We start from the raw sequence: 11,996 nt of genomic DNA, 5'->3' as shown, positions 1-11,996 counted from the left end.
ACAAATGGACGGTACAAATGTAAATAGCAATCTGAAACTAAATATAAATGGTTAAATTTTCAATTGTACAGCCGCAGATTTAGAATTTATCCACGATGTAAAACAACGATATTTAATTTCTGCTTTTGCGTGATATTTCATCTCAGAATATTAACCATTTGAATATAATTCACTAACTTTCATATAGATAGACGACCCCAGAATATCTTGATTCATAAATTGAGCTTAAACAATAACGTCATGAAAATTTCTTTTGAAAAAAAAATATTTTTAGGATTTATAATCAATGTTTTAGTTGTTATTGCTTCCGGATGGATTTTTATTGCCAGACTGAACAGGCAAAGAGACATCACGATGGACACCACATTAGATTGGATAGAAGTTTCATTATTTGCCCTTTCGATCATTTTATTGGTCATCGTTTACTTTATCATTCGATCCCAATTGCATGCCAGGAAAATTTCTCAAGATTTACTTTACGAAAATAGGCAATTGCTGCAGTCTATTATTGATAACACCTCCAACCCCATCTTCATAAAAAAATTGAATGGGGAATATTTACTGACCAACAGGCAATTTGGCGATTTGTTTAAAATCTCAAATGAAGAAATATTGGGAAAAACGGATCATGATTTTCTGCCTGAAAAAGTAGCTGATGCCTACAGAAACTCCGATATTGAAGTCGTAAAAAAACTCAGGGAACTAAAAACGGAAGAGAGCATAGAGCAAGAAGATGGCAAGCATACCTATATTGCGGTGAAATTCCCTCTTTATGATGCGAATGGAAGAGTTTATGCCATAGGCGGTATTTCAACAGATATTACCGAGAGGAAAAAGATGGAAGATTCCTTAAAAGCCGCCGACAAGTTTTTCAATATGTCCCTAGACATTATGGTTATTGCCTTAAGTGATAAATTTATAAAAATCAACCCTTCCCTCAGTAAAACATTAGGTTATTCGGACGAGGAATTACTAAATCAACCATTTCTAAATTATGTACATCCAGAAGACAAGGCAATCACACAAAAGGAGATTGAGAAACTTAAAACAGGTATTTCAACAGTACAATTTGAAAACCGCTGGGTTTGCAAAGACAAATCCATAAAATGGCTCTTATGGTCCGCTTCCCCCGATCTCACAACCGGATTATTATATGCCGTTGCCCATGACGTTACTGCGCAAAAAGAAATTGAAAACTCATTAATTGTTGCCGACACTTTTTTTAATATATCCTATGATATTTTTGTAGTTGCCAGGGACGGATACTTTGTCAAAATTAATCCCGCTTTCACAAGAACTCTTGGGTACGATCAAAATGACCTAAAGAATAAACCCTTTTTATCATTGACTCATCCTGAAGACAAAAGGGCTACCATTGACGATATTAAAAAAGCGCAAAATAAAAATTCTATTTTAAGTTATAGAGCCCGTACACATACCAAGGACGGCTCCTACAAATGGCTTGATTGGACAAGTACTTTTGATATTCGAACAGGAACTATGTATGCGGCGGCGCGCGATATCACAAAATTGGTGGAGAGTGAAGCCTCCTTAAAAATGGCAGACCAGTTTTTTAGAATGGCGTTTGATATACTTACAGTTACTGAAGGTGATAATTTCATTAAAATTAATCCTTCATTTACAAAAACACTTGGATACAGCCAAAAAGATATTTCGAAAATAAAATTTATGGCTTTGGTCCATCCCGATGACAAAAACACTGTAAATCAAATCCTGGCCTCACTTTCAAAGGAAAACCCGATGGTTAATTTTAAAGATCGCGTAATATCCAAAGACGGAACATACAAATGGCTCGATTGGAATGTCAATATTGATGTCAAAAAAAATATTTTGTATTCTGCAGCACGGGACATCACTGAAAACGTCAGACTGGAAGAAGAGGAAAAAACAATAATAAACGACCTGTATGAAAATGAGCAAAAATTACGACTGATTGTTGAGAATATAGGCGAAGCGGTCATTGTTGCCAACGCCGATAAGGAAATAATTCTTGCCAACTATATGGCAAACGAAATTCTGGGCGTCTATGAGGACGACAAAATATCCACTTCTCTGACCAATCATTTCGAGATCTACTTTCCGGATGAAAAAACAATATTCCCTTCCCAAAATCTACCTATGGAGAGAGCATTAAACGGCGAAGTGACAAATGATATAGATTTAATTCTTTGGGATCCAGAAAAACGAGAAAAGAAAAGGGTGCTTATCAGCGGAAGGCCATTGGTCGATCAAGACAACAATGTGGTGGCGGCGGTGGTCACCATCAAAGATATCAGTCTTTACAAAAAACTGGAAGAAGAATTAAAAGAGACTGAATCAAAATACAGACAATTGATCGGTTTTAAGGTGGAAGACGAAAAAAAACAGGAAGACCATCCTACAGAAACAGATAAAAAATCTTTATAGCCTCTTGATCAAATTATCCTTAACGTCATCGAACCATTCTCGCTTGAGTATGCTTAAAATGATTGTATCCCTTCGAATGTCACTATCAAAAGTGGGCATGTGATTTCTCAAAATGCCTTCTTCTTTACAACCGATGCTTATCATAGCAGCGATACTGCGAACATTTTTGTTGTCAGCCCTAAATTCAACGCGCTCCATGCCCAATTCTTCGAAGGCAAATTGCAACATCAAAAATTTGCAGTGTTTGTTTAAACCCGTTCCTCGAAACTGTTTCCCATACCATGTAAAGCCTAATTGCAACGTTTTAAAATCCAAATTAATGTCGTAGAAACGGCTGCTTCCCGCAAACTTTCCACTTTTTTTATCGAAGACAATAAACGGGAATTGCGTTTTATTTTCCCTGGCTTTAACAGCCAATTGAATATAGTTGATCAGGTTTTCCTTTCCATTGGCTTGCACCAAAGAATACTCCCAGGTTTCTGGCTCATTGAGGGAAATCTCCAATAGATTGTCGGCATCCGTCTCTTGTAGTGGTGGAAGCAAAACATGCTCGTCTTCAAGGACTATATTCTGGTTAAAATTGAAATTCATTCTCGACTATTTATGAATTGGATTTACAAACTAAAAAAGCATCAAGAAATTAAGCGAAACTACCTAATAAACTTAATGCTCTATTCTATTTTTTTGAATCAAATAAAAAATTATTCGCTCATTTCGTCGTAACGTTCAGGGACTTGCGGGTCATACAGAGGACATTTGAACTCTTCCATAATATTTACTATTGTGTCCATTGTTTTCCCTTCGGTACCGTAGCAGTCTATTTTTACGCTTTGCGGAGTCGTTCTTATATGAAAAGCACCTACTCCGCTGTTATTTTTCCAACTGGATTCGTCTACTTTTTCCCATTTTGAGAACATAGAAGCGATTCTATTCAAGATGACTTGAACAGGAAGTTCTTCCAGACCTTCAATATCCGCTTGTTCTTCCGAAATTATCTCATAAACCTCATGATGGTTCAGATAAATTCCTTCCAGATATTTCCAAAATACTAATTCGTACATACGTTTATTTTTTAGCCCCGATAGCAGCGGCATCCTTTATGTTCTTTCTTTAGGAACATAAAGATAGAGCGGAGAGCGGGATTAGCTTCGGGTAAATCAGCCAATATTAATATTCAAAAGTTCCGTATTCGCTGCTGATGGTTAGTTTCTTGTTATCGGCCGCTTCCACTCTACCCACGATTTGTGCATCGACGTTGAATGATTTTGAAATGGCAATGATGTCATTTGCAACTTCTTCAGGAACGTAAATTTCCATACGGTGACCGCAATTGAAAACTTGGTACATTTCTTTCCAATCCGTTTTAGACTGCTCTTGGATCAATTGAAACAAAGGCGGCACCGGAAATAAATTGTCCTTTATGATATGTAGGTTTTCCACAAAATGCAAAATCTTGGTTTGTGCTCCTCCACTACAATGCACCATTCCATGAATGTCATCAGATGAATATTTGTCTAAAATTTTCTTGATAATCGGCGCATAAGTTCTGGTTGGCGAAAGCACCAACTGTCCCGCATCGATCGGGGAATTTTCTACGGGATCCGTCAATTTTACCTGTCCCGAATAAATCAATTCTTCAGGAACGGCAGCATCGTAGCTCTCAGGGTATTTAGTGGCCAAATATTTCCCAAAAACATCATGACGAGCAGACGTAAGCCCGTTACTTCCCATTCCTCCGTTATAGCTTTTCTCGTAAGTTGCCTGACCAAAAGAGGCCAAACCTACTATTACGTCACCCGCCTTAATGTTGGCATTATTGATCACTTTAGAACGTTCCATACGAGCCGTTACGGTGGAATCTACAATAATGGTACGAACGATATCACCCACATCAGCAGTTTCCCCGCCAGTTGAATGAATGGTCACGCCAAAAGAATCGAGTTCTTTGATTAGCTCCTCAGTTCCATTTATGATAGCTGATAAAACTTCCCCAGTAATCAAATTTTTGTTCCTTCCGATTGTCGAAGAAAGCAAAATATTATCGGTTGCGCCTACACACAACAAATCGTCAATATTCATGATCAAAGCATCTTGTGCAATCCCTTTCCAAACAGAAATATCTCCCGTTTCTTTCCAGTACATATAAGCTAAAGAAGATTTAGTTCCCGCTCCGTCAGCGTGCATGATTAGGCAGTAGTCTTCGTCCTGTGTTAAATAATCAGGGACTATTTTGCAAAAGGCCTGAGGAAACAATCCTTTATCGATGTTTTTTATGGCGTTATGCACGTCTTCTTTGGATGCCGAAACACCGCGTTGCGCATATCGTTTACTAGTATCTGAACTCATGTAGTGTAGTTGTGTAAGTTGTTTTTAGGCAACCAGGTTGTGCGGGCAAAGATAAATATTTTTTTGGGTTTTGCCTTGCCCATTCGGTTGTTTAGTTAAATGTACCAGATCTCTTTAAAATATCATTTTATTTCATTAAATTTACTATAACGTCTTAAAAATTAGCGTTTTAAATTCTTTTTTAAAAGAATAACAACTGATAATTTAGACGATTTATTTTTATATTTTCAAATGGGTTTTTCAACAAATTTCAAATAAAATAGCAGATTTGTATGTCTGACAAATATTATTCTTGGAATAAATCATAAAAAGTGGAATCCAGCAACCACTCAAAAAAACGGGGCCATACCGAAAAGCCATAGGAGTAGGAAACAAAAACATACAATATTATGCCTAAATACGTAATTGAAAGAGAGATTCCCGGTGCCGGTAAACTGAACGCCGAACAATTGAAAACAATCGCACAGACTTCCTGCGGAGTATTGGGTAAAATGGGACCACAAATCCAGTGGGTTAACAGCCAGGTTACCGAGGACAAAATCTACTGCACCTACATTGCCCCTAACGAGCAAATGGTCCGCGAACACGCCAAATTAGGCGGATTCCCTGCGAATTCAGTGAGTCAGGTGTTTGCGACTATCGACCCAACTACTGCCGAAGAAACTATCTAGCCCAAATTGCAATAATTAAATAAATAATTCAGTAAAATAAACTGTTTTAAAATTCCATGTGGAAATATATTGACAAAGCCCTAAATAAAAAAACAAATTCAATTTTATAACTTTAAAAAATAATTAAGATGAAAAATGCAGTTAATTGGTTTGAAATTCCAGTAAAAAATTTAGATAGGGCAAAAGCCTTTTACGAAACAGTTTTAGGAGAAAAAATGCAACCTATGGAGGCAATGGGCATGAAATCAGCTTTCTTCCCTGCGGACATGGAACATGGTATTGGAGGCAGTATTGTGGAAAACAAAGAATACCAACCGTCAGATAAAGGCACTTTAGTATACCTCAACGGTGGTGAAGATTTGAGCATTCCACTAGCGAAGGTCGAAAAAGCGGGCGGTAAAGTCCTTATGCCAAAAACTTCGATAGGTCCCAATGGTTTTATGGCTCAGTTCACAGACACCGAAGGAAACAAAGTGGCATTTCATTCTATGAATTAGCCCGACAGATATGAATCACTTGGAAACCATTTGTTTCCAGGCTAAACAAAAATCAAAAAAAATGCCTATCTGAAACAGATAGGCATTTTATATTAAAACTATAATTGATATTATTTAGTAAATAACAATTCTCTGTATTTAGTTAATGTCCAAAGTTCATTGTCAACCAAAAGCTCCAGCTTATCGCAGTGCTCGCGGATGATTTCGAAATAAGGTTTTACATTATCACAATATGCTTCCGCCATTTCCTGACCGTCAGTCAAAACATTCGCTTTCTTTCTTTCGTTAGTCATCTCAACAACTTTGGAATTGATTCCTTCGATGTGTCCTGAAATTTCTTTGATCAAAATAATTTGTTCTTTGGCGATGGTTTCAAAATCAGCTCCGAAGATATCTTTCAATCCTTTTACGTTTTCAATCAAAGTATTTTGGTAACGAATAGCAGTAGGAATTACGTGATTTGTTGAAATATCACCTAAAACTCTACCTTCGATTTGAATTTTCTTAGTGTACTCTTCCAATTCAATCTCATAACGCGCTTCCACCTCAATATGGTTCATGATTCCCAATTCAGAAAACAAATCTAAGGCTTGTTTAGAAGCTCTTGCTTTCAATGCTTGTGGAGTCGTTTTGAAGTTGCTCAAGCCTCTTTTCGCCGCTTCTATTTCCCATGCTTCACTGTAACCGTCTCCTTCAAAAAGGATTTTTTTAGAATGTTTGATGTATTCTCTTAACACATTAAAGATAGCATCATCTTTCTTCATGTCCTTAGCATCAATCAATGCATCAACCTCAACTTTAAAATCTCTTAATTGCTTTGCAACTATAGCGTTCAAAGTAGTCATTGAGTTAGAACAGTTTGAATTAGAACCTACAGCTCTGAACTCAAATTTATTTCCTGTGAAGGCAAATGGTGATGTTCTGTTTCTATCTGTGTTATCCAAAAGAACATCCGGAATTTTACCCACCACGTTTAATTTTAGATCTGTCTTTTCTTCCGGAGACAATTTACCTGCGGTAACGCCTTCAAGTTCGGCCAAAACTTTAGTCAATTGTTCCCCGATAAATACTGAGATGATTGCTGGTGGCGCTTCATTTGCCCCAAGTCTATGGTCATTACCTGCTGTTGCAATGGCTCCTCTTAACAATGCTTCATTATCATTTACCGCTTTAATTGTATTGATAAAGAAAGTCAAAAATTGCAAGTTGCTCATTGGTGTTTTACTAGGACTCAATAAGTTAACCCCCGTATCTGTCGCCAATGACCAGTTATTGTGCTTCCCTGAACCGTTTACGCCTTTGAAAGGCTTTTCATGGAACAATACTTTCAAGTCATGACGTTCCGCCACTTTTTCCATCACATCCATCAACAAACAGTTGTGATCTACCGCTAAATTTGTTTCTTCAAAAATAGGTGCCAACTCAAATTGATTTGGAGCTACCTCATTGTGACGCGTTTTTACCGGTATTCCAAGTAACATACATTCTTGTTCCAGATCTCTCATATACGTTAAAGCACGAGTAGGAATAGAACCAAAATAATGATCGTCCAATTGTTGTCCTTTGGCAGAAGTGTGACCTAACAATGTCCTTCCGGTCATCATAAGATCTGGACGAGAATAAGCCAATGCTCTATCGATCAAGAAATATTCTTGCTCCCAGCCTAGGGTTGCAGTCACTTTCTTTACATTCTTATCAAAATATTTACACACTTCCGTAGCCGCTTCATCCATTACTTGTAAAGCTCTCAATAAAGGAGTTTTGTAATCTAAAGCTTCGCCGGTGTAGGAAATAAAAACTGTCGGGATACATAAAGTAGTTCCAAAAATAAATGCCGGAGATGTGGGATCCCATGCAGTGTACCCTCTTGCTTCAAATGTATTTCTGATTCCACCATTTGGGAAACTAGACGCATCCGGCTCTTGTTGAACCAATTGCGCTCCGCCAAACTTCTCAACTGGGTCACTACCGTCATAAGATGTTTCAAAGAAAGCATCATGTTTTTCTGCAGTTGCTCCCGTAAGTGGTTGAAACCAGTGGGTATAATGTGTCACACCTTTAGAAAGGGCCCATTCTTTCATACCCATTGCGATATAATCCGCTAGTTTTCTATCTATTTTAGTCCCATGTTGAACAGCGCCTTGTACTCCTTTAAAAGCATCAGAAGTCAAATATTGCTTCATTGCTTTATCATTAAACACATTTGATCCGAAAAGAATCGATTTTCTACCGGTTTCTTCAAATTTAACTGGCTTTCTGGTTGATGCTTCTCTCAAAGCTTGAAAACGTATTGTTGACATAAAAACTTATTTTATAGATTAAACCCCTATTATTTTGGTGCAAATATATACCAATTATTACTTTTATGAAATTTTACCTCTATTATTTATGGGTAACGTTCTAAAAATAATCAAATTCACAATAATATCCTTCTATAATATCAAGATGCTAATTTTAGGCATCTATTTTTTCAATTTTCCCATTTCGATAAATTAAGAACCCCATTTGACTAAAAACCCAACTTTATTCAAAAAAATGTGGAGGATAACAATCAAAAAGTATCTTTGTCGAACTTTTAAAAACTCGATTTATGATTGTCTGGATTTCATTCTTTATTGTCATTTTAATTATTCTAGCTCTGGATCTGGGAGTTTTCAATAAAACGCCTCATATCATCAGTACAAAAGAAGCCTCGAAATGGACTACTATCTGGATAACACTATCTTTCTTGTTTTCTGGCGTGATATATTGGGTTTATGACAATAACTACATTTCGAATCCGGATGGGCTGAAACCCATAGCGGCATCGATAAAATTCATTACGGGATATCTAATAGAATTATCTTTAAGTGTTGATAATATATTTGTTATCGCAATCATTTTTTCGGCATTTAAAATTCCGCAAAAATATCAGCATCGGGTTTTGTTTTGGGGCATTCTGGGGGCAATCATTTTCAGGGGCTTGATGATCTTTTTTGGTGTGCTGCTCATCCATAAATTTTTCTGGGCAACGTACCTTTTCGGTTTCTTCTTGATTTTTACGGCAATGAAAATGTTGTTTACTAATGGTGATGAAAAATTCGAACCTAAAAAATCGTTTGTTTACAAAAGCCTTAAAAAGCTGATGCCAATCTCAAATCATATCGATAAGGAACATTTTTTCGTAAAAAGACGCCATATCACTGCAGCAACCCCTCTTTTTGTGGCGCTTGTGGTAATAGAGGTAATGGATGTCGTTTTTGCCATTGACAGCGTGCCCGCAATTTTAGCCATAACAAGCGATCCTTTTTTAGTGTTCAGCTCTAATATTTTTGCCATATTGGGATTGCGATCGATGTATTTTTTCTTAGCCAACATGCTGGAAAAATTCAGCTATTTAGAGTTCAGTCTGATTGCCATACTGAGTTTCGTGGGACTCAAAATGCTGCTTCATGAAATTGTGGAGATTCCGGAATGGCTATCACTAGCCGTTATCGCGTTATCGCTCTTGGCAGGAATCGTGGTTTCATTGCGGATGAGTAAACTTGAAAACACGAAGAAAGATATTTAGAGACTTGAAAAAAATCGCATTGGATTTATATCATAAAAAAAGGAACCTTTGGGTTCCTTTTTTTATTTACTTATAATTCCTTAAAAATTAATGCTCTGAATTTGGCTTTCCTTAATGTTCAAAGCCGCCATAACCTCAGCATAATTATTTTTGTTTATCGAAGCTGAAAAGTCTCCCGGAACGATAACAATACGAAAGGTTTGATTGTCTATATACTGCGGCGTTAAGCTCAGATCATACGTACCTCTCACATAAATCGTAAAATCTTCTTTACTGAAATCAAAGTCATAATTTACAGTCCCTTGCGGTGGCGCTGGGGAAACGGCATTTGGGATAAGTCTCCAAATGGGTGTGTTTGCATCAATAGTTCCGGTCATTCTGTAAATCAATATCACATCGGAAGCAAATATTTGGGGGGTCAATGTCTGAAAAATAGAATATTCATCAAATGTGACAAATTCCAAGTCTACATTTTTAAGTTCAAACACCTCTGCTATTAAACCATCTTGCCCGTCTAATCCATCAAATCCCGGAGGGCCTTGTGGTCCTTCACAACTTGAAATCACAATCATTCCGATAACTGCCAAAAATGTACTAATCTTTTTCATAACGTATTTTTTTTTAAAAGGTTGTTTTTTACTAATTTTTCAACTCATTAATTGCATTAAAACTATTTCAATAAAAATTGTTCTATAATCAATCAGCTATTCATAAAGTTACAAAAAAAAGGAACCCTTTCGATTCCCTTTTTTAAGAGATTTCATTATTTAAGTTCAGTTTTCTGAATTTGACTGTCTTTTAAGTTCAAGGCCGTAATCACATCGGAATAGCTCTCTTTGTTTACTGTTTTGGCATAACTTGCCGGTACAATCACAATTCGCAAAACCTGATTCAACCTAAATTCAGCAGTCACGGATTGTAAATCACTACCCACCATATAAATGTCGACATCTCTATTGGTGTAATCAAATTTATAACCAAAATCAAGTGCTCCGTTGCTAAAATAATAGGTTTCGGGCAATAACTCCCATACATCACCTTGAGAATTTGAACCAGACAATCGATAGACCAATACTAAATCTGACGAATAAATAGGCGGGTTAAAAGTCACCAATCTACTGTAATTGTTATTTGAATTGAACGAAGTGGTAACTTCAAAAACTTCATTTCTTGCAATAGGCTCAATCTCAAAACTAGCAGATGTTGTGCAGCTTTGCAAAACAAACAGTCCTGCAATGGCAAAAAGTGTAATTATTTTTTTCATGATTATAATTTTTATATGTTTCTTTGATTCCTTATATTCATGAACTATGCCAAAGTTTATTTTCAATAATTAATGCAGCATCACAATATGAAAAAAAAGCTAAAACTATTTATGGTCATGCTAGGCTGCACGCCAGCTGGCAGACATACTGAGCAACATGATATTTTTTTTGGAATTGGTTCCTCCTTGAAGGAAATGATTCCGAAAATGAAATCTTTTTGGCCAGAGGCCAAAGGAAAAATCCATATCGATGCCTGGCGGGAAGTTTCCGTAGTCGATAATTTTTCGATTGAAATTGTAGCCAAAGCAGCTGTTGAAAATACCAATTCAGATCATTTGTTCTTTATCAACTTGGGCGGTTATAAGGAAAATGAATTTGAAGAGTACCACTACAAAATCCTGACCGTTGCCGGGAGCATGGGATTAGCATCCAAAAAAGCCAAAAAGAGCGCTTTCTACAAACATTGCGGTTTCAAGGGAGCAGGCGCATCACATATCGACGACAAATATGGGATCGATGTGGACGATATTTATAAGGTAACCGATATATTGGATAGCCAATTTAAAGAGCAATATGTGATAAAAATCACCAAACCGGAGCATGTTTTACAAGAAGATGTTTTACATATTGGGTATTTGAAATTGAGTAAAATTGTTGATTGATATTAACGCTCAAAATAAAAAAAGCATCCGTTTTTGCGGATGCTTTTTAGTTTAAATTGGTTTAAAATTATTTGGAAGACAATACTTTTTTAGTGCTACTACCTCTATCGGTGGTCACTTTCACAATATATACCTGTTCTCCTCCTCGATTTGATTTAAGGTCCAGTGAAATTTCTTTGTCAAAATAACCATTGGTATCCTCTTTTGAAAGTACGGAAATACCCTGTGCATTGAACACCTCAATTTTCACATCAGATTTGTAGTCAAATTTGTATTTGATTGTCAATTGATCCTTGAATGGAACAGGATGCGCTTCAAAACCAGCGAATTCTATTTTTGCTGCAGTTGGAGCAACATTTGTTTTGGAATCTGTATTTATTTGCTCCAATTGTTTTATTGGTGTATTTTTTCCAGATTCATTCTCCTCACATGTTATTCTGCTAGTATTCCCACTTGCATCCATTGCGGTATAGGTAGTTCCATTTTGATAGAGGTAAACGGTTCCTGAATCGTCGGAAGCAATAGGGTCGCCATTATTGCAATCGATCACGGGTGCTGTGCGATCAATTATAAAAATA

Annotated in this window: 12 protein-coding genes; 5 read left to right on the top strand and 7 right to left on the bottom strand. The window is 36.7% G+C overall.

Features of this window, described 5'->3' with window-relative positions; all coding sequences use genetic code 11:
- Positions 1-240: 240 nt before the first annotated feature.
- Positions 241-2,427: a PAS domain S-box protein gene (locus tag VIH09_RS06380; protein WP_331579044.1), complete on the top strand. Its 2,187-nt coding sequence runs from the start codon at positions 241-243 to the stop codon at positions 2,425-2,427.
- Here the strand turns inward: VIH09_RS06380 and VIH09_RS06375 are convergent.
- The 3 genes from VIH09_RS06375 to VIH09_RS06365 form a co-directional block, all read right to left on the bottom strand.
- Positions 2,422-3,018, bottom strand: a complete 597-nt coding sequence (locus VIH09_RS06375; RefSeq protein ID WP_331579042.1) for a GNAT family protein — start codon at positions 3,016-3,018, stop codon at positions 2,422-2,424. The two genes, VIH09_RS06380 and VIH09_RS06375, sit on opposite strands and share 6 nt — an antisense overlap.
- Before the next feature lie 110 nt (positions 3,019-3,128).
- Positions 3,129-3,488 (bottom strand): hypothetical protein, encoded by a 360-nt coding sequence (locus VIH09_RS06370; RefSeq protein WP_331579040.1) that lies wholly within the window; start codon positions 3,486-3,488, stop codon positions 3,129-3,131.
- A gap of 106 nt (positions 3,489-3,594) precedes the next feature.
- Complete coding sequence (locus VIH09_RS06365; RefSeq protein ID WP_331579038.1) at positions 3,595-4,773, bottom strand: AIR synthase related protein; 1,179 nt, start codon at positions 4,771-4,773, stop codon at positions 3,595-3,597.
- A 389-nt stretch (positions 4,774-5,162) separates the two neighbouring features.
- On the opposite strand from VIH09_RS06365, the gene VIH09_RS06360 reads away from it, so the two are divergent.
- Together VIH09_RS06360 and VIH09_RS06355 are read left to right on the top strand one after the other, a co-directional pair.
- Complete coding sequence (locus VIH09_RS06360) at positions 5,163-5,444, top strand: DUF4242 domain-containing protein (protein WP_331579036.1); 282 nt, start codon at positions 5,163-5,165, stop codon at positions 5,442-5,444.
- 128 nt (positions 5,445-5,572) lie between these two features.
- The gene (locus tag VIH09_RS06355) at positions 5,573-5,941 is read left to right on the top strand and encodes a VOC family protein (protein WP_331579034.1); all 369 of its coding nucleotides are present in this window, start codon (positions 5,573-5,575) and stop codon (positions 5,939-5,941) included.
- Between the two features lie 110 nt (positions 5,942-6,051).
- On the opposite strand, the gene VIH09_RS06350 is transcribed toward VIH09_RS06355, so the two are convergent.
- A complete protein-coding gene (locus VIH09_RS06350) occupies positions 6,052-8,241 on the bottom strand; it encodes a glutamine synthetase III (protein ID WP_331579032.1) in 2,190 nt (729 codons plus the stop codon).
- 290 nt (positions 8,242-8,531) lie between these two features.
- Here VIH09_RS06350 and VIH09_RS06345 point away from each other — a divergent pair, with 290 nt between their 5' ends.
- On the top strand, positions 8,532-9,491 hold the full coding sequence (locus VIH09_RS06345) for a TerC family protein (protein WP_331579030.1): 960 nt from the start codon (positions 8,532-8,534) through the stop codon (positions 9,489-9,491).
- Between the two features lie 80 nt (positions 9,492-9,571).
- On the opposite strand, the gene VIH09_RS06340 is transcribed toward VIH09_RS06345, so the two are convergent.
- A complete protein-coding gene (locus VIH09_RS06340; protein WP_331579028.1) occupies positions 9,572-10,099 on the bottom strand; it encodes a hypothetical protein in 528 nt (175 codons plus the stop codon).
- 155 nt (positions 10,100-10,254) lie between these two features.
- Positions 10,255-10,755: a hypothetical protein gene (locus VIH09_RS06335; RefSeq protein ID WP_331579026.1), complete on the bottom strand. Its 501-nt coding sequence runs from the start codon at positions 10,753-10,755 to the stop codon at positions 10,255-10,257.
- 87 nt (positions 10,756-10,842) lie between these two features.
- Between VIH09_RS06335 and VIH09_RS06330 the strand changes: the two genes are divergently transcribed.
- On the top strand, positions 10,843-11,418 hold the full coding sequence (locus VIH09_RS06330) for a DUF1543 domain-containing protein (protein ID WP_331579024.1): 576 nt from the start codon (positions 10,843-10,845) through the stop codon (positions 11,416-11,418).
- 67 nt (positions 11,419-11,485) lie between these two features.
- Here VIH09_RS06330 and VIH09_RS06325 read toward each other — a convergent pair.
- A partial coding sequence (locus tag VIH09_RS06325; RefSeq protein WP_331579022.1) for a T9SS type A sorting domain-containing protein occupies positions 11,486-11,996 on the bottom strand: 511 nt, incomplete at its 5' end.

Origin of the sequence: Flavobacterium sp. (genome assembly GCF_036515215.1) — a bacterium.
Classification (GTDB): domain Bacteria; phylum Bacteroidota; class Bacteroidia; order Flavobacteriales; family Flavobacteriaceae; genus Flavobacterium.
Note: the sequence above shows the minus strand (reverse complement) of the source record. Positions and strands in the feature narration are given on the sequence as shown.